General features: G+C 64.9%; 16 protein-coding genes and 2 pseudogenes. 10 read left to right on the top strand and 8 right to left on the bottom strand.

From position 1 onward, the window contains the following. Positions 1-24 precede the first annotated feature (24 nt). Positions 25-468, bottom strand: a complete 444-nt coding sequence (locus BST42_RS08075; RefSeq protein WP_083118060.1) for an SRPBCC family protein — start codon at positions 466-468, stop codon at positions 25-27. Continuing rightward, positions 465-800 carry an ArsR/SmtB family transcription factor gene (locus BST42_RS08070; protein WP_083118059.1) on the bottom strand — a complete coding sequence of 112 codons (336 nt, stop codon included), beginning with the start codon at positions 798-800 and terminating at the stop codon, positions 465-467. The genes BST42_RS08075 and BST42_RS08070 overlap by 4 nt, the downstream gene beginning before the upstream one ends. 87 nt (positions 801-887) lie before the next feature. On the opposite strand from BST42_RS08070, the gene BST42_RS08065 reads away from it, so the two are divergent. From BST42_RS08065 to BST42_RS08055, 3 genes are all read left to right on the top strand, one after another. Further along, positions 888-1,625, top strand: a complete 738-nt coding sequence (locus tag BST42_RS08065) for a DUF899 domain-containing protein (RefSeq protein WP_276009903.1) — start codon at positions 888-890, stop codon at positions 1,623-1,625. Positions 1,626-1,732: 107 nt separating this feature from the next. Further along, on the top strand, positions 1,733-2,959 hold the full coding sequence (locus BST42_RS08060) for a lipase family protein (RefSeq protein WP_133057426.1): 1,227 nt from the start codon (positions 1,733-1,735) through the stop codon (positions 2,957-2,959). A 20-nt stretch (positions 2,960-2,979) separates the two neighbouring features. Beyond that, complete coding sequence (locus BST42_RS08055; protein ID WP_237159314.1) at positions 2,980-4,311, top strand: alpha/beta hydrolase; 1,332 nt, start codon at positions 2,980-2,982, stop codon at positions 4,309-4,311. Between the two features lie 7 nt (positions 4,312-4,318). Here BST42_RS08055 and BST42_RS08050 read toward each other — a convergent pair whose 3' ends face one another. Both BST42_RS08050 and pta read right to left on the bottom strand, forming a co-directional pair. Then, on the bottom strand, positions 4,319-5,506 hold the full coding sequence (locus BST42_RS08050) for an acetate kinase (RefSeq protein ID WP_083118056.1): 1,188 nt from the start codon (positions 5,504-5,506) through the stop codon (positions 4,319-4,321). Further along, complete coding sequence (gene pta / locus BST42_RS08045) at positions 5,506-7,590, bottom strand: phosphate acetyltransferase (RefSeq protein WP_083118055.1); 2,085 nt, start codon at positions 7,588-7,590, stop codon at positions 5,506-5,508. Before pta ends, BST42_RS08050 begins: the two co-directional genes overlap by 1 nt. 361 nt (positions 7,591-7,951) lie before the next feature. On the opposite strand from pta, the gene BST42_RS08040 reads away from it, so the two are divergent. Genes BST42_RS08040 through BST42_RS08025 form a run of 4 tightly spaced genes read left to right on the top strand, consistent with a single transcriptional unit; the run spans position 7,952 to position 14,439 of the window. Next, complete coding sequence (locus BST42_RS08040) at positions 7,952-9,322, top strand: hypothetical protein (protein ID WP_133057425.1); 1,371 nt, start codon at positions 7,952-7,954, stop codon at positions 9,320-9,322. Beyond that, the gene (locus tag BST42_RS08035) at positions 9,315-10,742 is read left to right on the top strand and encodes a glycosyltransferase family 2 protein (protein WP_083118053.1); all 1,428 of its coding nucleotides are present in this window, start codon (positions 9,315-9,317) and stop codon (positions 10,740-10,742) included. Before BST42_RS08040 ends, BST42_RS08035 begins: the two co-directional genes overlap by 8 nt. 32 nt (positions 10,743-10,774) lie before the next feature. Continuing rightward, positions 10,775-12,706: a hypothetical protein gene (locus tag BST42_RS08030; RefSeq protein ID WP_083118052.1), complete on the top strand. Its 1,932-nt coding sequence runs from the start codon at positions 10,775-10,777 to the stop codon at positions 12,704-12,706. Beyond that, entirely contained in the window at positions 12,703-14,439 is a 1,737-nt protein-coding gene (locus tag BST42_RS08025; protein ID WP_237159313.1) for a glycosyltransferase family protein, read from the top strand. The genes BST42_RS08030 and BST42_RS08025 overlap by 4 nt, the downstream gene beginning before the upstream one ends. 8 nt (positions 14,440-14,447) lie before the next feature. On the opposite strand, the gene BST42_RS08020 is transcribed toward BST42_RS08025, so the two are convergent. From BST42_RS08020 to BST42_RS08005, 4 genes and pseudogenes are all read right to left on the bottom strand, one after another. Then, a complete protein-coding gene (locus BST42_RS08020; protein ID WP_083118051.1) occupies positions 14,448-15,413 on the bottom strand; it encodes an NAD-dependent epimerase/dehydratase family protein in 966 nt (321 codons plus the stop codon). A gap of 27 nt (positions 15,414-15,440) precedes the next feature. Continuing rightward, positions 15,441-17,135, bottom strand: coding sequence for an FAD-dependent oxidoreductase (locus BST42_RS08015; protein ID WP_083118371.1), 1,695 nt, complete (start codon positions 17,133-17,135; stop codon positions 15,441-15,443). Positions 17,136-17,147: 12 nt separating this feature from the next. Further along, positions 17,148-18,056: pseudogene (locus BST42_RS08010) on the bottom strand (aldo/keto reductase); the annotation flags it as partial. A 75-nt stretch (positions 18,057-18,131) separates the two neighbouring features. Beyond that, positions 18,132-20,162, bottom strand: coding sequence for a heme exporter protein CcmD (locus tag BST42_RS08005; RefSeq protein WP_083118370.1), 2,031 nt, complete (start codon positions 20,160-20,162; stop codon positions 18,132-18,134). Between the two features lie 704 nt (positions 20,163-20,866). On the opposite strand from BST42_RS08005, the pseudogene BST42_RS30425 reads away from it, so the two are divergent. The 3 genes and pseudogenes from BST42_RS30425 to BST42_RS07995 all read left to right on the top strand — a co-directional run. Further along, positions 20,867-21,127: pseudogene (locus BST42_RS30425) on the top strand (Wzz/FepE/Etk N-terminal domain-containing protein); the annotation flags it as partial. A 27-nt stretch (positions 21,128-21,154) separates the two neighbouring features. Further along, on the top strand, positions 21,155-22,219 hold the full coding sequence (locus BST42_RS08000) for a tyrosine-protein kinase domain-containing protein (RefSeq protein WP_237159312.1): 1,065 nt from the start codon (positions 21,155-21,157) through the stop codon (positions 22,217-22,219). A gap of 74 nt (positions 22,220-22,293) precedes the next feature. Continuing rightward, positions 22,294-23,142 (top strand): glycosyltransferase family 2 protein, encoded by an 849-nt coding sequence (locus BST42_RS07995; RefSeq protein WP_083118049.1) that lies wholly within the window; start codon positions 22,294-22,296, stop codon positions 23,140-23,142. The last annotated feature ends 5 nt before the right edge of the window (positions 23,143-23,147 follow it).

The raw sequence follows: 23,147 nt of genomic DNA, 5'->3' as shown, positions 1-23,147 counted from the left end.
CGTTCACGGCGGCATGATGCGCCGTCACCGCACAGTCGATGCCAGCCGGGCGTCGAGCTGGGCGAACGTATCGATCCAGCCGCTGTGGAACGACTCGAATTCGCTTGTCGGCAGCAGCGAATGCTCGATCGACATCAGGGTCTCGCCCACCCCGACCGGCTCGAACGTCACGGCGACGATGCTGGCCTGAGACGGATCCTCCCAATTCGAATTGCTCCACGTGAACCGCAGTAGACGCGGGCGGTCGATGGTCAGGAACTGCCCGCTGATGAGCACCCCGGTGCCCGAATCGTCAACGTCGAAGCGCACGGTCCCCCCGACGCGCGGCTCGATGGTGACCTCGACGACGCGCACCGGGTTCGGGCACATCCATTCCTGCAGCGCTTCCGGATCGAGCCACTCGTCGAACACCACCGCGGGCGGGGCGGGCATGACGCGCGAGACGACGACGGTCACCGTGTCGGTCATCGGCCGTCGGCCTTCTTGCGGCGCAGTCGCGCGGCCAGCGCATCAGCGCGGGTCGACCAGAACCGGGTCTGCTCGTCGATCCAGTGTTGAGCTGCGGTAAGCCCTTCCGGACGCAGCGACACCCAGTGTTCGCGCCCGCGCACCTCCCGCTGGATGAGCCCGGCCGACTCCAGCACCCCGACGTGGCGTGACACTCCCGCGAACGTCATCGGCAGCGGCGCGGCAAGGTCGGTGATCCGCGCATCGCCCTGCCGCAACACCTCGATCAGGTGGCGGCGGGTCGGGTCGGCCAGGGCGGCGTAGGCCCGGTCCAACACTTGATCTTCAACCATCTTGTTGACTATAGCCGCTCAGAGTGGTTCGCTGAGGCTCAGATACTCAACTAACTTGTTGAACGATTCGAAGGAGCAACCGTGCAGATGCCCGACGTCGTGTCGGCACCCGAGTGGGAGGCCGCCCGCAACCAAATGCTGGTCAAGGAAAAAGAACTGACGCGGGCCCGCGACGCCCTGGCGGCACTGCGCAGGCGTATGCCGTGGACTCCCGTCGAGAAGAGCTACGTGTTCGACGGGCCGGACGGCAGGATCAGCCTGCTCGACCTGTTCGACGGCAGACGTCAGCTGATCGTCTACCGAGCATTCCTCGACCCCGGTGTCCACGGTTGGCCCGACCACGGCTGTGTCGGCTGCTCCCTGATGGCGGATCACATCGGCAATCTCGCCCACCTCAACGCCCGCGACACCACACTCGTCTACGCATCCCGCGGCGCACAGCCCGATATCGCACGGATCAAGGCCAGGATGGGCTGGGACATCCCCTGGTACACCATGGTGCCCGGCCCCGAGGGCGTCTTCGACGTCGATTTCGGTGTCGACCAGTGGCACGGCACCAATGCCTTCATCCGTGACGGCGAGCAGATCTATCGCACGTATTTCATCGACAGCCGCGGCGACGAAATATTCGTCAACACATGGCATTTCCTCGACATGACGGCCCTGGGCCGCCAGGAGACCTGGGAGGACTCGCCGAAGGGCTATCCGCAGAGCAAGCCCTACGAATGGTGGGCCTGGCACGACCACTACCCCGAGCACACCCCGTCGCGCTGGTTCGGCGACCCGGACCCGGAGGACCCCCACGATCCGCGGCCACCGCGCTGACCGAACGACGCGGGTCGTGCCATCTCGGCGGCGCGAGCCGCACCTAATGGCACGAAAGCACGTCAACCAGGGCCGAAGTGGCTCCCCGGACCATTAACATCTGGGTCGTGCGACGAATTCTGATGGCCCTGACCATGCTCGTGGTGGCCGCTCTGATCGGCACGGCCTGTGGCGGCTCCACATCGCGCACTCCGACGTCGCCCGCCCCGCTCGAGGAATCTGGCGCCATCCTCAACAGCGAGGGCGTACGAGACCTCGATCCGTCGTTGCAGTCAACGGTCGAATGGGCGCAGCGCTTCACCTACCACTCTCGGTCGGGAGTCAACGACAGCGGCACCCATGTGACGGCAATCCTGTTGGTTCCCAAGGGCTCACCCCCAGACGGAGGCTGGCGGATCGTCGCATTCGGTCATCCTGCCACCGGCATCCTGCCGGGGTGCGGACCATCGACCTCGCCGACGTTGCTCGGCTCCGCGGACACAGTGAAACAACTTCTGCAAGCCGGCTTCGCGGTGGTGGTGTCGGATTATCAAGGACTGGGCAGCCTTGACAAGACCCACGATCAGCCCGACCTCGACACCTATCACCCCTATCTCGACTCGATGACGGCCGGCTACAACCTGATCAATGCCGTGCGCGCCGCGCGCAAGCTGTTCGACAAGGCCAATACCCCGTCGTCCACCTCCTGGCTGGCCTTCGGAATGGGTCAAGGCGGACAGGCTGCATGGGCGGCCGACGAACTCGCGGGGAACGAGGGGTGGAACCTCACTTTGCTTGGTGCGGTCGCGATTTCGCCGGTGGCCGACATCACGGGACTGGCTGACGCGGCCGCGGCAGGCACGCTCAACACCCAGCAAGAACTCGATCTGATCGCATTCCTTGCCGGTTTGAAGAGTTCGTACCCTCGCGACTTCAACCTCGACGACTACCGCAGCGGCATCGTCGCGCAGAAGTGGGACGCGCTTCTGGCCTGCGACCCGGCGGGCCTCGAAGCGCGCAGTGCGATCGCGGCTCAGATCACTCCCGATGACCTGCGGCCCAAGTCGCCCGCCGCGTTGGAGACGTTGCGCGGCTTCCTCAAGAAGGTCAGCCTTCCCCAAGGGCCCACGCAGGCACCGATGTTGGTGATCTACGGGGATCAGGATCCGCTGGTTCCCGCCGCGTGGACGGACCTCGCCGTGAACAACGCCTGCGCAGCGGGCGCCGTCATCACCATACGCCGGTTACCGGCCGATGCCCCCGACAAGTTCGACATGACGGAGGCCTTGGACTGGATGAACCAACGCGTCAATTCGGTTCCAGCACCCAATGATTGCGAAGGCCGCAACCCGTGAGCTTGACGCATGGTTGGTTGGTGATCAGCCTACAACTGCTCTCCGCGGCCGTCTTGCTGGCCGCGATCGGTCGCAGATCGCCACGGTGGCTTCGGGTTTGGTTACCTGTCGCGGTGCTCGTCGGCGGCGTATGTGCGGCGTTGACCTTCTGGTTCATCAAGGACCAGGGGATGTCCCAGGACCCCGCCCCCGCGGCGTTCTGGGTGTGGGTAGTCGGCCTGGGGATTGCGATCATCATCCTGGGTGCAGGCTGGCGTGGCGCCGGGTGGCCCCGCCGAAGCGCGGCGATACTCGCCGTTCCGCTCTGTCTGCTGTGCACAGCGCTGGCGGTGAACACCTGGGTCGGCTACTTCCCCACCGTGCAGTCCGCGTGGGACCGGGTCACCGGTGCCGAACCGGACCGTTGGATCGACCAGGCGACCTTGGCCGATATGCAGCGGCGCGGGGTCAGGCCCACCCAGGGCGTCGTCGTCAAGATGACGACACCGGATACGGAGTCCGGCTTTTCGCATCGCCAGGAGTACGTCTACCTGCCCCCGGCCTGGTTCGCGACCACACCCCCGCCGTCTTTACCGGCGGTAATGATGTTCGGTGGCGAGTTCGGCCGCGCAGACGACTGGCTGCGGTCATCCAACGTGCTCACCACACTGGACGATTTCACGGCGCGACATCACGGCAACGCGCCCGTGCTGGTCTTTCCCGATGTCGGCGGATCGTTCATCAACGACACCGAGTGCGTCAACGGTCCGCGCGGCAACGCGGCCGATCACCTCGTGAAAGAAGTCGTGCCGTATGTGACTTCGGCGTTCGGCGTCAGTCCCAAGCCGGAGAACTGGGGAGTCGCAGGCTGGTCGTCGGGGGGCACCTGCGCCCTGATGTTGGGGGTCGTGCACCCCGAGTTGTTCAGCGCGATCGTCGACATCGACGGTCAACTCGGACCCAACGCCGGAACCAAGGATCAGACCATCGGGCGACTGTTCGGCGGCGACGTCAGCGCCTGGGAAGCTTTCGACCCGAAGACGGCGATCACCCGGCACGGCACCTATACCGGTGTGTCCGCGTGGTTCGCCGTGTCATCGGACACGAAGCCCGAATACCGGCCCGGCGACCACTCTGGCGCCGTCCCCACGCCACCCGCCAAGTGGGACACCGATTCCGAGAATCACGCCGACATCGCACACGCCATGTGCGACCTTGCGAGCAGCTACGGCATCGAGTGTGCCGTGGTCAATTTCCACGCAGGCCACGATCTGCAGTCTGCGGGTTACGCATTCGCGGATGCGCTGCCGTGGCTGGCCGGCAAGATCGGGACCCCCGGGGTCAAGCCGATCCCGATGCCCGGCGCCGCATAACCGGCCCTCAGATCACCGTCAGGCAGGCCTGCGCGATCGCCAGCTCTTCATTCGTCGGGATCACCAGCACGGTCGTCGGTGACTTGTCGGCCGAGATCCGTCGCGCGCCACGAGCGGGGCTGTCGTTGAGGTGCTCGTCGAGTTCGATGCCCAGCGGCGCCAGCCCGGTCAACGCGTCGCGCCGCACCCGTGCGTCGTTTTCACCCACACCGGCGGTGAAGGTCACGACATCCGTGTGCCCGAGAACGGCCAGGTAGGCGCCGACGTACTTGCGCAGTCGGTGGATGTAGACCTCGTAGGCCGATTGTGCTGCCTCATCGCCCGATTCGATCCTCTGATGCACCACCCGGAAGTCGATCTCACCACCAAGGCCGTACATTCCAGAGTGCCGATTGAGCATGGTTTCGATCTCCTCGACGCTCAGACCCGCGGTCCGCCAGAGATATATGAGAACGCCGGGGTCGATGTCGCCCGAGCGGGTCCCCATCACCAGCCCCTCCATCGGCGTGAGTCCCATCGAGGTGTCGACCGGTCGGCCGCCGGCAATGGCCGACGCCGACGCACCGTTGCCCAGATGCAGCACGATCTGGTTGAGAGATTCGATCGGGGCCTCGAGGAACCGTGCAGCCTGGTGGCTGACGTACTGATGCGACGTCCCGTGAAAGCCGTAACGGCGAATATCCCAGCGTTGGGCCAATTCCCGGTCCATCGCATAGGTGGCCGCGGCGGGCGGCAGATCATGAAAGAACGCGGTGTCGAACACCGCGACGTGGGGCAGGTCGGGCAAGACTCGGCGGGCGACCTCGATTCCGAGTACCGCCGGTGGGTTATGCAGTGGAGCCAGCGCTGCGAGGTCCTTCAGCTTGGCGATGACCGCATCGTCGACGACGGTGGGACGGTACAGATCCTGGCCGCCGTGGACGACCCGATGCCCGACCGCAACGAGCCCCAGATCGTCCAGGTGCCGGCCGGACTCGGCGAACAAGTCGAACGCGGTGCGCAGCGCCGCCTCGTGGTCGGCGATCCGGCCGTCACGGCGGATCTCGTCGTTGCCCGACTTCAACGTCGCGGTGGACGTGTCCTCGCCGATCCGCTCGACGAGCCCATATGCCAGCGATGCACCGGTATCCGGTTGCACCAGCTGGTATTTCAGTGACGACGAACCGGAGTTGAGCACCAGAACGGTATCGGCCATCACTGCCCCTGAGCCTGGATCGCGGTGATGGCGACGGTGTTGACGATATCCTCGACCAGCGCGCCACGTGACAGGTCGTTGACGGGCTTGTTGAGCCCTTGCAGCACCGGGCCGATCGCGATGGCGCCGGCACTGCGCTGGACCGCCTTGTAGGTGTTGTTGCCGGTGTTGAGGTCGGGGAAGATCAGCACGGTCGCACTCCCGGCTACCTGAGAGCCGGGCATCTTGGCCGCGGCAACGGTTGGGTCGACGGCAGCATCGTATTGAATGGGCCCTTCCACCAACAACTCCGGCGCCCGTGCGCGGACCAACTCGGTGGCAGCCCTGACCTTCTCCACACCGCTGCCGCTTCCTGAGTCGCCCGTGGAGTACGACAGCATGGCCACTCGAGGATCGATACCGAACTGCGCGGCCGTGCGCGCCGAACTGATCGCGATGTCGGCGAGTTCCTCAGCGGTCGGATCCGGCACGATCGCGCAGTCGCCGTAGGCCAGAACTCGGTCGGACAGGCACATCAAGAAGATGCTCGACACCGTCGAGACATCCGGCTGGGTTTTGATGATCTCGAAGGCAGGCCGCACGGTGTGCGCCGTGGTGTGCGCCGCGCCGGAAACCATTCCGTCGACGATTCCGTTGTGCACCAACATCGTTCCGAAGTACGACACGTCGTGCATGATCTCGCGCGCTTGCTCCAGCGTCACGCCCTTCTTCTTGCGGAGTTCGGCGTACTGTTCCGCGAACTCATCACACAGCTCGCTGGTGCGCGGATCGATGACTACCGCTGCCGTCAGGTCGACACCCAATTCTGCTGCGCGGGAACGTACTTGAGCCTCTTCCCCGAGAATGGTCAGATCGGCGACGCCGCGCAGCAACAACCGTCCGGTCGCTTGCAGGATACGGTCGTCGTCCCCCTCGGGCAGTACGATGCGCTTGCGGTCGGCACGGGCGCGTTCCATCAGCTGATAGGTGAACATCTGCGGGGTGGTCACCGTCGGGATGGGCACGCTGAGCCGGTTCTGTAGCTCGTCGATATCGACGTAGCGCTCCATCAGCGTGATCGCGGTGTCGATCTTGCGCTGCGATGTGGCGGTGACCCGCCCGCGCGTTCCCGCCACCGCGCTGGCCGTCTCGAAGGTGCCGAGTTCGGTGGCGATGATCGGTAATCGCAGGCCCAGCCCGGTCACCAGTTCGGCGATCGAACGGTGCAGCGGCAGCCCACCGTTGAGAATGAGCGCCGACAGAGACGGGAAACCCTCCGCAGCATGTGCACTGGTGACGGCCAGGACCACGTCGGAGCGATCTCCCGGCGTGATGACGGCAACCCCCTCGGTGAGCCGTTCCAGACAGTGCTCGGCGGTCATGCCCGCCACCAGCACACCCATTACTTCGCGGCCGAGCAGCGAGGTGTCCCCGTGCGCCAGAACTCCGTCCACCGCATGGCTCAGATCGGCGACGGTCGGGGCTACCAGAAGCGGCTCCTCGGGGAGGACGTACACGCGCGGGCCCAGGTTCGCGCACGCCTCGGCCACCGCATCAAGTTGCGCCGGGTCGGCGCGATTGGCCACCACCGCGGCGGTGTGTGCGTGCTGGGCGGCCAGCTCGGCCAGGCACAACGTGATGACCTCGGCGACCTCTGCCGGGGAGCGATCCCGGGCGCGCACCGACAGCAGCACCGGCGCTCCGAGGTTGGCCGCTATGCGCGCGTTGACACTCAGTTCGGTGGGGCTCGCCACGTCGGTGTAGTCCGATCCGACGATCACCACCGCATCGCAGCGGGCGGCCACCTCGTGATACCGGTCGACGATGTCCGCGATCGCGCCGTCGGGATCCGCATGTAACCGCTGATAGGTCACCCCGACGCAGTCGTCGTAGGTCAGGCCGGCGTTGCTGTGCGCCAGCAACAACTCCAGGATGTAGTCCCGGTTCTCCCGCCGGGTGATCGGACGGAACACTCCCGCCCTCGGCACCATCGCGGTCAGGCGGTGCAGGATGCCCAGTGCGACGGTTGATTTGCCTGTGTCACCTTCGGGGGAGGCGATGTAGATCGACGTGGTGGTGCGCGCGGCGGTCACGGTCTTCAGCATTCCGCATCCACATCGGCTTCGTACCGGCCGCACCCGCCGTTCACAGCGCAAACGTGAGCTTCGCCACACTCGCCCGGGTTTATCAGCGATGTAATGGTTGTTTGCTGTAATTGTTGATGCCGTAACTTTTGCCTAGTTATGCCCATGATTCACCGAAAGCCCATACCTGCCGTACGCAATGATGCAAACGCAAGTTAGCTACTGCAACATTATTCGGACTCCGGATGGATAGATGCCAAACATCGATGTGACTGCCACGGCTGCGCCGCGGCCGGTTTCCGACCGCGAACTCCCAGACGATATTTCGACTGACGCCCCGGCCAAGCCAACCGGTCTCGGCGTGTTGCCTCGAGGCACGGCCGTGGCTCTGCTCTGCATGGTCGCGTACGCATCCAGCTACGCGCACATCTTCGCCGACGCGGTCGCCGGCTCTCGGACCGCGTATCTGGTCGTCCTGCCTGTCCTGGCTCTTCTGATCGCCGCCGGGTACCGCACCACCTCCCACGGCGTCGGCGACGGTGAATCGGACTGGATCGTCGCCGCGTTGATCGGCATTCTCGGGCTGGCCGCCATCTATCTGTTGATCGGCCGGATGCCGACGCTGTCGGCGTGGTGGCGCCTGGAGTCGCTGGCGGTCCTGGTGTGGGCCGTGTGCTGCGTCATCATCTTGTTCGGCATGCGTCACGCGCTCACGATGTGGTCGTTGTGGCTTTTCCTGGCGTGCTTCGCCACGCCGGTGCCCTATCTGGCCGCCACGGCCGCCCTGGGCGGGACACCCATCGACGGTGCAATCGTCGCCGCCGCGATCGGCGCCGTGGCAGTTTTCCTGGCCACCCGGACCCTCGCCATGCGTCGTCGGTTGGCCGCCACGGCCATCAGCCTCGCGGCGAGCGCCCCGTTGGTCGTCAACTGCGCCTCCTGGTTCCTGCCAACGATCATCGTCGCCGCCGGAGTCATTCCCGTCCTGTCGGTGATCGGTGCCCGGCTGACGCCGAATTCCCGATCGGCAGACCCCACCGAACGCCCCATCAGCGCGGCAATGCCCCATCGCTCCGTGCGGACGGTGGGCGTCCTCGCCGTCGGCACGGCAATCTTGGCCGCCGCTGGGCTACACCAGCACGACGCGGCGGCCCCGCGGACAATCCCAACGGACTGGACGGCACGCAGTGGCCTGTCCCGCATCGCGTCCTACGACTTCGTCACCAAGTTCGCCGGGCCCGACTCGACTCTGGTCCGGTTTGCCGCGCCAGACCAAAAGGGCATGCCGGCCGCCGCAGTGGACGTGCTGTCGACACCCAGCGAAGCCGTTCTAGCCGATCTCTCCGACGTCGTCTGGTATCCGGCGGCCCGGCCCGTGAGCTATCGGGCGGTCGCCGCCTCCGCCGGGATTCCGGCCGGTACACGTGTGCTCCACAGTGACGCCGACGCCGCCGCAGACGCCCGCGGGGTGGACTGGTATGCGCTGACCTGGACCCAACGCGCCGGCTCACTCTTCCAGCGGGTGACCGTGATCGTCAGTCAGTCGCTGTCGGGTGATCAGGCACCACCCACCCCTCAGCCGCCCGACGCGCTCGACGCATCGGTGGGCTCGTGGCTGTGGCTGTCGCGTCAGCGACCCCAGGGTCTCGATCACGTCGATCCGCTGGTGAGCCAACGCGCCGCCACGCTGACGGCCGCGGTCAGCGCAGTTTCCGACTCTCCATCTCCCGGAGGCTCCCACCGACGTGACTGAAACACTGCAGCCCGCGCAATTGCACCCGCGGTTTTCGGCTCGGAATCTCCTCGGTGCCCGCACCCTGACTGCTTGTGGCGTTCTCATCGCAGCTCTCATCGTCGGCGGCGTCGTGTTTCCGTATGCGGTCGCGCCCGCGTTGACCGCACTGATTGCGGCGTTCTACCTCGCCTCCAGCATCGACCGGAATTACCTTCTGCTGCGCGGGATTCGCTCGTCGGCGCTCATCCGGATCTCAGACGCCGAGGCGCTGGCACTCACCGATGACGAGTTGCCGGTCTACACCGTGTTGCTGCCCGTCTACGACGAGCCCACGATTGTCGCCAACCTCCTCAACGGAGTGGGGCGCCTGGACTACCCCAGAGACAAACTGGAGATCCTGCTGCTCGTCGAGGAAGACGATCTGCCAACCCAGATGGCATTGCTCGACGCGAATCTGACGTCGATCCGGGTGATCATCGTTCCGCACAGCATGCCGAAGACAAAGCCGAAGGCGTGCAACTACGGCATGGCAACGCCCGGCCTTCGCGGTGAGTTGATGACCATCTACGACGCCGAGGACATCCCCGACCCGCTGCAACTCCGACGTGCGGTCGCAGCGTTCCGACAGACCCCCGCCGAGGTCGGGTGCCTGCAGGCCCGGCTCGGCTACTTCAACGAGCGCCAGAATCTGCTGACGCGATTCTTCTCATTGGAGTACGACCAATGGTTCGGCGTCGTGCTGCCTGCGGTGGAACGGGCCCGCTGCGTCGTGCCACTCGGCGGCACCTCGAACCACATGCGCGCCGACGTATGGAGGGAGATCGGCGGGTGGGACGAGTACAACGTGACCGAAGACGCCGATCTCGGTGTGCGGCTTGCCCGCTGCGGCTACCGCACCCGGATCCTGGATTCGGTGACGTTGGAAGAGGCGAATTCCGATGTGGTGAACTGGATTCGGCAACGGTCGCGCTGGTACAAGGGCTACTTGCAGACCATGCTGGTCCATTTGCGAAATCCCGCGGCACTGCGCAGCGAGATCGGGTTGAAGGGCACCTGGCGCCTGATCAACATGACGGGCGGTGTGCCGCTTACCGCGGCGTGCAATCTGCTGTTCTGGTTCATCCTGGCGACGTGGATGTTGGGCCGGCCGCACGCCGTCGAAGTCGTGTTCCCACCGATGACCTACTACGTCTGCCTGATTCTGCTTCTCATCGGCGCGCCCATGTCGATTTTCGTCGGCCTCATCGTCGCGCAGGCATTGGGTAAACCACACCTCTGGTGGGCGGCTGCGCTGGTCCCGCTGTATTGGTTCCTGCAATCCATCGCGGCGGTGAAGGCGCTCTATCAGCTGGTGACCAAACCGTGTTTCTGGGAGAAGACCGTCCACGGCTTGTCTCACAAGCACACTGTCCCTGAGTCGACGGGAAATCCTTCGTGAGAACACTTTTCGCGAGACTCGGCACTCTCGGTATGGTGTCGGTTCTGCTTGCGGCACCGATGCTGGGCAGCACACTTGCTCCTGCGTCGGCAGACCCGGACACTGACGTGGTTGAGGTGATCTCCACCGAACCCGCACCTGAGCCCCCGCGGTTGATCGGGTGGCCCCAGCTGGGGTTGCCGGACAGGATCGATCTACTCGGAGCCAATCAACCCAGCGAGACCGCGATCCCGGTCCCGGCAGGCACGGTGCCGACGGTGCTCAGTGGCGTCATCGGCGCGGTCGTCAACGTGGTCAGCGGACGGGTGGACGTTCTCGACGACCGCGGCATGGTGCTCGGCACCATCCCGGTACCGGCCGACGCGACGACCGTACCGTTCCAGATCGACATCAGCCCAGCGCTCGTCGCCAACGGCATGGCAAAGCTGAGCTTCGTCATCCGTGACAACAACCAAAACGTCAACAACTGCACGCAGATACCGGCGCTCTCGATCAGCCAGCTCGCCAGTTCGTTCGCCGGGCCGCCGACCGACCCGGCATCGGTAGCCGACTACCTGCCGAGCTTTCTCGACAAGATCCTGATCAACGTTGGCCCGAATCCCACCTACGTTCAGCAGCAGGCGGCGCTGGACCTGGTGGCACGGTTGACCAAGAAGTACCGTCCGATGCCGGTCCGCATCGACGTCACCACCCTGGACATCGCACCCGCGCCGGAACCCGCTGTCCGGGTGATCGACATTCGCGACAACAGCCAGCCAGGGGTGATCGTCGAGAACTCGGGCACGCCCGCGGCCACGCTGGTGATCAGCGGCACCGGACAGACCCTGGCTCGACAGGTTCAGCTATTCGCCGACCAGAGAACAGATTTGGCTCAGGCACCGGCAGCCGTTGTGCTGTCGTCCAAGGACGACACCACCCTGTCGAGCAACACCAAGACTTTTGACCAGCTCGGCGTCAACGGCCAGGCGTCAGTCCTCGGGGTCACCACGATCTATGCCGGCTTTGACGTGAGCGCCTTCGGCGCGGGTCCGATCAGCAGTGCCAACGTCCACCTGATGGCCAAGTACACCCCGGTCGGCAGCGGCCAGGCATCCGTGCTGATCCGGTCGGGATCAACGGTTTTGGCCACACACAGGCTGGACAATTCGGGCACGTTGGATATCAGCGGCGTGATCCCTGCCGAAGAAATCGCGTCGAACGTCGGACTCGCACTCGAGCTTCGCTACATTCCGCAACAGGAGTGCGCTCCCCTCAATGACCGCATGACGTTCGCATTGGACGGGCAATCGACCGTCACCGTCACGCCGGGTACCAACAACCGCGGCGGGTTCCCTGTGCTGCCGATGGCGTTCACCCCAGACTTCAACGTGACGCTCGACAGTCCCGACTACATCAGGTTCGCCGCGCAAGCCATCAACCTCATGGCGCAGCAGACATCGGTGACCCTGCGTCCGAAGGTGACGACCTTCGGTCAAGCCGCCGGTTCTCGCACCGGGTTGCTGGCCGTCACCACCGGTGCCGCGCTGTCGAGGGCCGGCATGAAGGCTCCGCTGGTTCCCAACGGAGCAAGCGACGTCGGCGTCAACGGCGACCCGACCACTGATCTCAACATCAACGGCCAGGTCGGCGCCATCCAAGCGTTCACCTCCAATAACCGCACGGTCCTGGCCATCTCGGCCACCGGTGACTGGTCTCTGGTCGACGCGTCGTTCGACTACATCCGAGGCCTGCCCAGTCGATGGGCATCAGTCGTCGGCGACGTGGTCGCGACTGGACCTCAAGGCCGCACGGTGAACATGTCCATCAACGAAGGCGGCCCCATGGCCCGCCAGCCCCACCCCGGCGACGCCTGGAAATGGTGGGCGTGGGTCAGTCTCGGCGTCGGCGCCGCCGCGCTCGTCATCGCCGCGACAGTGCTGGTGATCCGGTTACGCAGGCGCACCACCACCCGCCCTGAGCTGTGACCACAGTCGTAGTCGCCCCGACCGAGGCCGATCCCGGCCAGACGGCCCCGGGCCGGCCGCGCTGGCCGGGGTTGCTGCTGTTCACCGCCCTCACTGCGCTCTACTGTGTGGTCGGCACCGTTCTGGTGCTGCGGTACAACATCTTCGAGCCGGATGCGCCCAACCGGGTGGCCAACGCCGGTTTTGCGATATACGCCCGCGATCCGCACCTGTCGGCCATCGGGTTCGTCTGGAATCCGCTGCCCAGCATGGTCGACATACCGTTCGTTGCACTGAGTCACTGGTGGCCGGCGCTGAAGTACTACGGAATCGCCGGTGTCATCCAGAGCTCGCTGTTCATGGCCGGCGCCGTCCTGATGGTCCGGGGTATCGCGCTCGACCGCGGACTCCCGACGGGGTGGCGGTGGCTAGCCGTCGGCGCGGTGGCCCTGCACCCGATGATCATTCTGTACGGCGGCTCCGGTCTGAGCGAGGCCGCTGAAATGTTCTGCCTGGTGTGGTGCGTGCGTCACCTGATGCGATGGTGCGACAGCGAGCGCGTCGGTGACCTCGCCTGGGCCGGCATCGCGTTGGGCTGCGGATATCTCACCCGCTACGAGGTGGTCCCGGCCGCGGCCGGAGCCGCACTTCTGGTGGGTGCGGTCACCTGGCACCGTTCGCGGTATTCCGACCGTGTGCAGTCGACCGTCCTCAATCTCGCCATCATCGGTTTCCCCATTGCCACCGCCATCCTCGTATGGGCGGTCACCGGCTGGATCATCAACGGGGAACTGTTCGCCACCTTCTCGTCCCAGTACGGGAACAGCAGCCAGGTGGCTCAACGGCTGGCACACGTGGGCCGCGGCGACCCCGGTTCCGGATGGCTGGTCATCGCCGCACGCCTCTTCGGCATGCAGCCTCTGACAGGTATCGCCGTAGCGATGGCGATTCTGGTCGGGGTGTTGCGACGGCAGGTCAGCGCTGTCGTTCCAGTCGCGGTCCTGGGCGCCACCTTGACCTTCGCCGCTGTGGCACAGCATCTTTCCATGACGTTCGGATGGTTCCGCTTCTATCTGCTGGCGATCCCGATGGTGGTGTGTATCGCAGTCGCGTGTTGGCCCGCGACGCGGCCCAGGACCAGCCGCAGCACGGCGGACAAGCGTTCCACCCAAGCCGCCGCCCTACTGCTCACCGCGTCGGTGGTGGTGGCGATCCCGGTGACGACACCGCTCATCGTCAACGAGGATATTGCCTACGGGCAGTTGGAATCGAGCTTCATCTCCCTCGTCGATCCGGTAGGCCATCCCCCCGAAAAACAGCCCGCACGTCGGCGGCTGATCAGTGAGCGACAACTCGCCGCATGGCTCGACGCGAAGAAGCTTCCGGACGGCACGGTGTTGATGGACACCTTCCTCGCGTGGGGGATCTGGCTGTCCTCGGACCACCCGAAACAGTTTGTGATCACCAGTGACTACGACTTCTCCACCGCCTTGAATCGACCGTGGGACATGGGAATCCGCTATATCGTGGCGACAAATCCCCGGCTCAACATCCCTGACGCGATCAACCGCCGCTACCCGGAATTGTGGTCCACCGGGGCGGGCATCGCCAGACTGATCTACTCGGCAGACGGCGCGACCAGCGACGAGATGTTCCGTGTCTATGAGGTGATCGGCAAGCCCGTCGATCCGGCCGGCACGCCCGGAGCACCCTTACCGGTCTCAGCCGTGGAGCCCGTCAAGCCACCGCGCTGAGATACCGCTCACTGCGGCAACCCACCGCCGCAGTCCCGGCGCCAATCGGCGAATGCCTCGCGAAGCGAATACTGAGCGGTGAAGCCGATGTCGGCGAGACGGTCCGAGCTGATGTTGGTGTCGAACTGCAACTTCTGAATACGCCTGGGATGCAGGCCGAAACGTGCCCCCGTCGGATCGACCACCGCGAACGGTGAGGCCGCCGCCAGGGCGAAACGGTAAGGAACGGTCCGCGGGTGCCGGTCCCATCCCCAGGCCGCGTTGATGGCATCGACGTGGTCGTGGATGGTGGTCGGCTGCGGGTAGACGGCGTGGTACGTGTCGTGCGGCCCGTCGTCTTCGGTGAGGAGAACCAGCAGCCGAACCATATCCTTGAGGTAGATACAGCTTTTCACCGTGTCGTCGCGGCCGATGTAGGCGAAGCGCCCTTTGCTCAGGCCGAGGATCAGCCGCCTCATATTGCCTGTGTCGCCGGGTCCGAACACCACACCCGGGCGCACGATGCGCAGGCGGCGTCCCGGTTTTGAGGCTTGCCACGTCCGCAAGATCTCCTCGGCCTGCAACTTGCTGGCGCCGTAGGCGGTGTCGGCGTCGCCGAAATCGCTTTCGCTGCGCCGCCAGGGACCGGAAGCAAAGGCCATCATCGAACTGGTGAAAACGATGTTCTGAACGCCTGCTTCGTCGGCGGCGTGGCACAGCCGACGCGTCGCCTCGGCATTATTGGCGAAGTAGTCCCGCCACGGAAATCCGGGTTCCTTGGACAGCGCGGCAAGGTGCACGATCGTCGGCGGGCACGGCCGGGGCAGGTCCGCTGCGGTGATGGTTTTCAGATCCAGACGCAACGAGTCGGCGCCCGACTCGGCGGCACGGTCGATCCCCACGACGGGGCGACCGATCTCGCGCAGGTACGAGACCAGGGCACTGCCGATGAAACCCGCACTGCCCGTGACTATTACCGAATTGTCAGCCGTCATGAACAACCCCCTCCAAATGGACCGGCATCAACGTTCCGAAGCCCCGCCGGCCTTGCGGGCACCGGCAAGGTGATCAGCCAGCCGCACGCCCAGCGCGATTCCGACGAGCGTCGGGTTGGCCTGACTGGAGGTGGGCAGCACGGAGGTGCTTGCGATGTACAGCCCGCGCACTCCGTGGACCTGAAGGTCGGAGTCGACGACCCCGCCGTCAGCAGTCTCCGACATCCGCGTCGTCCCGGCTTGATGGTAGCCGGCGAACCCGTGCATGAACTCCCGCACCGAACCTTCGGGGTCGTCGGTCAGCCACTCCACGTTTCCCACGCCGGTGGCGCGCAAGTGGGCGTCGATGAGTTCGATTGCCTTGCGGGCGCTTTCGTAGTCGGCATCCGAAAAGTGCATATGGGTCCGGACCTTGCGCATGCCGAGCGCGTCACGTTCATCGGTGAGTTCGACCCGGCTCTCCCAGTGCGGGAGATGCTCGCCGTGGTAGTGAAGCAGGTACCGGTTATCGGCGCTCTTGATGAAAAAGCCCGGCGCCTTGCGCCCCTTGCGGATGAGACGGGCGTAGGAGAACGTGATCGCGAACCGGATCGACGGGATCAGATCGCGCACAATATTGCGGACGTGCGCCATGATCTCAGGCCGACCCTCGGTCTTGGTGTGGGCCTCGCGAATTGCCTCGGCGAGCAGGAAGCGACCGACTGGGGAGATCAGAGTCAGGTAAACCCCCGACAGGATCCCACTCCCGTGTCCCGGGTCGCTGATCGGCGGATTGACCAACCAGGTTGCGGCATTAGGGATTTCGAGATCACGCTGCAATTTCGGGCTGAAGGTGAACCGGCGACGGACGTAAACTCCGTCGCGGTCGCGCTCGTGCTCGTAGATGACGTCGTCGGTGTTGAACTTCACGCGCGCGAATCGACCCTCCACATGGGCCATATACCAGCGCCCGAGGTGCCCGCCCGCGTTTCCCAGCCCTTCGGGGTGGTGCCGGTCGGATGCCAGCAGCAATCGGGTTGCCTCCACGCCGCCGGTCGCGATGACATAGTCGTTCGCGACCACCTTGCCCTCCTTGCCGTCAAGGGTTTTGACGACGAGGTGGTCCACGGAGTCGCCGCCCTCTCCGGTCACGATCTCAGTGCACGTCACCCCGGTCCACAGCGATAGGGATGGAGTGTCGCGAAGCGCATACCGGTACTCCCGGCCGAATCGGGTTGGCAATGCCCACCGTTCGAGGTCCGTCGTGCGCACGTCACCGTCAGCGAGCCCGGCCACCAAGTCGCGGTGCGCAAGCTCTGGAACATCCCGGGCGTTGAAAATTGCCTGGCCGCACTGCGCCCAATCGCAGGCGCGTTGCATGTAGGGCTCGACATCAGCAGACGTGATCGGCCACGGTGCCTGCGCGGTCAGCGGGCGATGCTCGAAGTCGATCGGGTCGAACGCGACACAGCGGCCACCCCATAGCGCCGACGCACCGCCCACCGCGCGGCGAACCGTCAGATCGCTACGGGCATGGAAGACATCGTCTTGCCGGGAATCGAAAGACGACAACTCCTGGGCGGTGTCATCGGCGCGTTCCAGACCACTTTCGATCAGTGCCACCTCGACGCCCGACTTCGCGAGCTCCAGCGCGGTGGAGATACCGATCGGGCCTGCGCCGACGACGGCGACGTCCGTCTTTATCGTCGTGCCCGCCGTGAAGTCCTCGGTCTTGCGGACCATCCGGCCACTGAGTCGGAATTCTGCGGCAAGTTCGAGGAACCGGGACAACGTCTCGGCATCGTATGGTGACGAGACGGCGCCGGCCGCTTCGGTGATGCGTTCGGGATTGGTGGTGCTGTACAGAATCGCGCGGGATTCCGTTGCCCTGGTGGCCGATCCGAGAATCAGCTTCGCCAAAACGCCGGGGTCCAATGGATCGAGCTGCAGAGCCTCACGCCAGCGGGTCGTCATTCGCGTATCGGCCCGCAACGCGGCAGAGATCAGCTGGAGTGGCCGATTCAGAACACCGAACGTGATATCCGACGCACGCGGCGAAGGATGGAGCACGTCGCTGCGGAGCTGGTCGACCGCCTCGGGTCCGAACCGTCCGGCGAAGTCCACCTCGAGGTCCTCGTCCTGAGACACCCCCCACGCGCGGATCTTGCCCTGTTGGCGTGCGCGCTCGAAGAACTCGCGGAGTTCGTCGGCGGCCACGGTGTCGATGTGCCGCGGGCCATGCACGAACAGGATGTCGACGTAATCAACCCTTAGGGCGGCAAGGCTTTCGTCGAGACTGCGTGCCGCGATGGCGGCGTCGTACGACCGGGGGATCGGGGCCGGCGCCTGGCGGCTCTTGACGGCCGCGCGTAGCGCGGGTGCTTTACGAAGCAGCGCCCGCGCGGGAGCCTGAAACCGGGCCAGCCGACTGGCGAGGCCACCGACCGGGTTACCGAACTTGGTGCCGATGGTGACGCTGTCTCGGTCGATGGTGCGCAGGAACGCACCGAGTTCAGCCTCCGCCATCCCGAGTCCGTACATGCGCGCGGTGTCGAAATGGGTCATCCCGCTGTCGACTGCGCTGCCCAGGACAGCCATTCGCTCTTTGCGGGAGGGTGACTGCATCAAGCCACCGCATCCGAATCCGACCGCGCTCACGGTCAACTGCGGTCCCTGGAGTTCAACCCGCCCCAACACCGCAGCCCTCCCCTATCGGTTGTGCGACTCGGCCGAGTTTAGTCAGTCCGAATTGCCTGTGCCTTCGGTACCGACGAGTTCCTTCTGGGTTCTGCGCCGACGCAACAACAGGGTCACTACGAATGCCGCCAAGGCCACAAGCGCCACCACGCCACCGGCGATGTAGCCATATGCCGACCAGCGGGATGTACTGGACGCCGGCTGCCCGGAAGCGGCGCCGCCGCCGGCCTGCCGGATAGCGACGTTGACGGGGTTGCCGGACTCGCCCGCGGCGAGCACGTCACCCCTGAGCTGCGTCCAGTCGTCGCCACTTGGGCCGTTGAAATAGTTGAACAGTGGGTCTACCAACGCCCAGTTCGACGTTGTCGTGACAAGGATGACCGAGCGGTTGCGTGCCGGATCGGCAAAGGCCTGAATGGATCCCAGTCCTTTGTCGATATTGAGCTGCAGCTGGGTCGGGAGCGCGATGTTGAGAGTCGAGCCGTTGGCACCCACCGGCGGGGTCAGCGGAGTTCCTTTGATGGCATCGGAATTCGCGATGATCAGTGCGCCTGACGTTGCGGATGCGGCCTTCTGGACGTCCACAACCTGTGGCATGAGCTCGGCCTTGCTCAGACGCGCGACCGCGGCCACGATCCGCGCCGCGTAGCTGAGCTGATTGGGACCACTACCGTCAAGCGCCACCACGAATTTCGGGCTGAGCTCGGACGGGAATGCGGCGAAGCCGCCGAGCGGAGGACCACCCCGGTGCATGGTCAGTGTTGATTGCGGGTTGACCTGGAAGGTCAGCGGCGCGACGAAGGGGCCGCAGGGTTGATCCGGTGTGTAGGTCAGAGCGAACTGCAGATTGACCCACTGCTGGTCGAGGACCGAGCTGTCCAACGTGAATGTCGCGTCCAGACGGCCGGTGTTGTTCAGCAACGCTCGATAGACGACGGATTTCGACGAACGAATCACGACCGAGGCCGCGGCGCGGTCGGCCACCGGCGTGTAGTCGGCCAGCAGATGCACCTGAACGCTGTCGAATCTTTGGCCCAACAGCGTCCGCTGAAATCCGACCTCGAGATTGCTCGTGCCGAACGTATCGACCTTTTCGTCACCCAGATTCAACTGGGAGAACGTCACCGTGTCGCCGAGTTGAGCAGTGCTGGATCCGGCCTGGTCGACGCGAACCGCGCTCGCCTGCGCCAGTGGTTGCAGCTGGGTCGCGATCAGCGACACCTGCTTCACGAGTCCGTCGCCGTCACCCGACACCCGAAGATATGCGTCCGGTGTGCCGGGGTTTTCCACCGTCAGACCCGGGTCGCCCTTCTCGACGACGATCGCCCGGTCCAGCCCCCCGGTCGGTGGCGGTACCGCGCCACGCGGTTGACTGACGACCGAAATGGCCACCGGCTGGGTCGCGTAGTAGCGGCCCAGCGCCGCGGTGAGTGCCAGCACCGCCTGCTGTTCGGCGGAACTGGCATCGTTCGGCGCGTAGAAGGTGACCTTCCCCAGCACCGGCGCGAAGAAGTTCGCGACCGTGGTCACGGGAAGCTGCGTGCCGGCGAACACCGTTCTCAGATCACTGATCTGGAGTTGCGGGAGCGGCCGACAGAATCGGTCGCGGTCATCGCGCGGGCGAATGGTGAACGACAGGTCGACCGCAGAGCTCTTCACCCGCGCCGCCGATATGTCGACATCGAACGGTGTCATCACCGCGCCGGAGCCCGCCGGAGGCAGATCGACCGCACCGAGGAACTTTCCCTCACCGTCGTCGATCTCGAGGTATCCGGCGTCGATGTTGATCGGAGCATGAACGGTCCCTTGCAACCGCGTAGCAGTCAGCCCGTCGGGCAGCGCCACGGTGTAACCGCTGGCATTCTCGCCGAACAGATTCACCGAGGAAGGCAAGCCGAGGGCGGACCAGGGCAGCGCCAGGCCGGTGGCAGTCGGCTCGTTCTCCACCGATGCCACGTCGCCGGCGTCCCCGGGTGCCGCATACGCCGGGCCCGCGAGTGATCCCGCCAGCATCATCGGCAGGACGAGCACCAGCACTGAGGCGAGCCCGCGCGCCATAGCTCGCCGGCTCATGAACATCCCTCGTCGCAGGCCCTGACGCCCGACGCGTGAACGACCATTTCCGTTACGGGACGCCTGCGCCCCGAGCTCCTGCGAAGCCGCAAACCGGACCGCACCGATCGAATTCACGCAGTTCCACTTTCACGAATCTTCCAACCCATACACGCTGACCGGCTCAGTAGCCTAGCAGGGCGTGGGCGGCAAATCGCGGTGACTTAGCCACGACCGGGCATCGAATGGGTGGGACACGGTCCGCGTCCGAACCCCACCCGCAAGCGCACACCCGCATGTTTCGCCAGGTGCGGGCGAATAGTTGGGTGCTACCGTCATCACCATGCGTGGCGAATCGTTGAGCCCCGACGCTCGCCTTGCCGCGCGCGAATTTCGGCTGCAGTCGCTTCGCTGCCATGCCAGCAAGCGATGACAGCAGCCCCGTCCGGGGTGCTGGCGCCAACGTCGGGCCAAACATGTCGCAGGTGGTTCCAAATGTACTTCCGAGATTGTCCGGCGCGCTCGATTTTGTGCTGATTGCGGCGAATGCGCGGGCCCAGATTCGTGAACGAGAGAGCGAATAATATTCGTGGGAAACTGCGTTCGGGACACTTGCGTAGCCGTTGCACCCGGCGCGCATTCTCCGCGCTATTGTCTCTGCACGAAGCCGGCCACCGCTGACGTGCGGGCTTCGTGTTGTCTGATGCCGACAAGTCTGGTGGGATATGGACCTTCGTAGCTACTTTCGTAGGCTATTGCGGCGGTGGCCGGTGCTTCTGTCGGTTTTCGTCCTTGTCGGTGCGGCGTTGGTCGGTGCGGGATTCTTCATTCCATCGACCTACACCTCGAGCGTCCGAATGGTGTTCGCCCCCAACCTCTCCGTGACCACGGGGATGGAGACTCGCCAGGTTGCTGACCTGTATGTCACGAGTCGCATGAAAACGTATGCACAACTGGTGACGACCAACCAAGTCCTGCAGCCGGTCATCGACTCGCTCGGTCTGAACACCACGGTGCCCGACCTGGCCGAGCAGTTGAAGATCACGATCCCGACAGGCACGTCGGTGCTCGACGTCCAGGCGTCGGCACGCACGGGCGCGGATGCCGCCTCGATCGCCAACCGCATTGCCAACGAGATGCCGGGCGCGGTAGCCGGCCTTGAGGGCGCCACCGTGCCCGCAGAGTCACCGATCCAGGTTTCGGTGCTCCAGCCCGCCGGCATTCCGTTGTTCCAGTCGTCGCCGAACTTCTTGCTGAACCTCGTCGTTGCCGTGATGCTCGCGTTGCTCGCCGGGGTATTCGCGGCGTTGATCATCGACAACTTCGATACCCGGGTGCGAAGTCGTCGCGACGTCACGGCTCTCAATGTTCCGTATCTCGGCGGGATACCAAAGATGCGTGACGCGAAGGCCTGGGATGTATTGCAGTTCACGGAACAAGCACCGGAAATGCGTTCGCTCCTTCATCGCATCGCCATCGACATTTTGTATGCCGCCGATGAAACACCGCCATTCGTGCTCTTCACCTCACCCAGGGCGGGCGCGGGAAAGACGACGGTGGCCGCCAACGTGGCAGGCGCACTTGCCGAAGCCGGAAATCGAGTGACCTTCATCGATGCCGATGTCCGGGGAGGGCGCCTGGCCGCTCAGGTCGGCATCCCGCAGGCGCAGGGAATCACCGACTTGGTCTCGGGCCGAATCGAACTCGACGAATCGATGTTCGATGCGCAGTGGGGTGGTTTCACGGTCATACCGTGCGGCGGGAGCGCCATCGATGTCGGCGAGATGCTCGCCGGCGAGACGTTCCGTCGGCTGATGCGGGATCTCGCCCGCCGTTTCGATGTGGTCATCGTCGACGCCCCTCCCATCACCAATTTGAGTGATGCTTCCCTTTTCACACAGAACATCTCGAATGTCGTCGTGGTCGCGGAGGCCGCGAAAACGCGGCGTGCCGAATTGCAACGAGTCACCCGCTCATTGCGTCACAGCGGAGCTAGGATTCTCGGTGTTGTATTGTCGCGAGTTCGCCGGGACGAGCAGTCGGCGCCGGCTGATCAAGAGGGTCACTCGAAGGACTGACCGGGCGCCGGTTTCACGCCTTCCGTGACTGACCCTGTGCGACTCCCGCGCCGTTACGTCAGTGAGGTGGTCCTATGACACTGCTCATCGTCACGCCGATGCACAATGAGATCGACAACGTGGCCGGGCTCGTCGAAACCCTTCGGGCGCAGCGTTTCCAGGACTTCGACTGGGTCGTCGTGGACGACGGCAGCACCGACGGCACCGCCGAACGCCTCAGGGAAGTCGACACCGAGAACATGGCCACGATACTGGCGAAGGACAACTCCGGCGGCCTGCTGACCGGCTCGGAATTCAAAGCATGGCGGCACGGCGTCGTGACCGCGCTGCCGAAGAAACCGTATACGCACGTCATGAAAATGGACGCCGATGTGCGACTGGCTCCGGACTACCTCGAACGTATCGTGGCGCGAGCTCAAGGCCCGATCGGTATTGCGGGCGGCATCGTCGTGACCAAGGGCATGGCCGAGCAGAAGTTTCACGTTCAGGGCTCGGTCAAGCTCTACACGATCGAGGCGTACCGGGCCACCGAGTCGATGCCGGAGGAGCACGGTTTCGATGCCGTGGACGAGATGGCGGCCAGCCTGGCGGGGCTGCAGACATATGTGGACACCGATGCGCATTTCGACTTGACCCGCGCTGTCGGCGCAAGCGAGGGCGAAATCAACGGGCGCTACCGCAATGGCCGGACGTGCCGATGGACCGGCTACTCCTTCCCCTACTTCGTCTTGCACTGCATCCGCTATATCTTTCGGCGTCCCTACGTCGTCGGCTTTTTCGCGGTGGTGTGGGGGTATGTCAGCGCCGGCCCCGGCCCGTTCGCGCGTGAGATAAAGCGAGAGCACGCCCGGATTCAGCGGGAGAAGCTGGGGCGGGCGCTACGCAACCCGCTGGGCTTCTGGCGCGACGCCTATAAGGTCTGAACCAG

It is taken from the genome of Mycolicibacterium rhodesiae (assembly GCF_002086695.1).
In the GTDB taxonomy this organism is placed as follows: domain Bacteria; phylum Actinomycetota; class Actinomycetes; order Mycobacteriales; family Mycobacteriaceae; genus Mycobacterium; species Mycobacterium rhodesiae.
This window is presented reverse-complemented; position numbering and strand designations above follow the sequence as displayed.

Bases quoted from the DNA above. Each gene is read 5' to 3' on its own strand.
- BST42_RS08075 (WP_083118060.1), bottom strand. From the start codon at position 468: ATGACCGACACGGTGACCGTCGTCGTCTCGCGCGTCATGCCCGCCCCG.
- BST42_RS08070 (WP_083118059.1), bottom strand. From the start codon at position 800: ATGGTTGAAGATCAAGTGTTGGACCGGGCCTACGCCGCCCTGGCCGAC.
- BST42_RS08065 (WP_276009903.1), top strand. From the start codon at position 888: ATGCCCGACGTCGTGTCGGCACCCGAGTGGGAGGCCGCCCGCAACCAA.
- BST42_RS08050 (WP_083118056.1), bottom strand. From the start codon at position 5,506: ATGGCCGATACCGTTCTGGTGCTCAACTCCGGTTCGTCGTCACTGAAA.
- pta (WP_083118055.1), bottom strand. From the start codon at position 7,590: ATGCTGAAGACCGTGACCGCCGCGCGCACCACCACGTCGATCTACATC.
- BST42_RS08030 (WP_083118052.1), top strand. From the start codon at position 10,775: ATGGTGTCGGTTCTGCTTGCGGCACCGATGCTGGGCAGCACACTTGCT.
- BST42_RS08020 (WP_083118051.1), bottom strand. From the start codon at position 15,413: ATGACGGCTGACAATTCGGTAATAGTCACGGGCAGTGCGGGTTTCATC.
- BST42_RS08015 (WP_083118371.1), bottom strand. From the start codon at position 17,135: ATGGTCCGCAAGACCGAGGACTTCACGGCGGGCACGACGATAAAGACG.
- BST42_RS08005 (WP_083118370.1), bottom strand. From the start codon at position 20,162: ATGAGCCGGCGAGCTATGGCGCGCGGGCTCGCCTCAGTGCTGGTGCTC.
- BST42_RS07995 (WP_083118049.1), top strand. From the start codon at position 22,294: ATGACACTGCTCATCGTCACGCCGATGCACAATGAGATCGACAACGTG.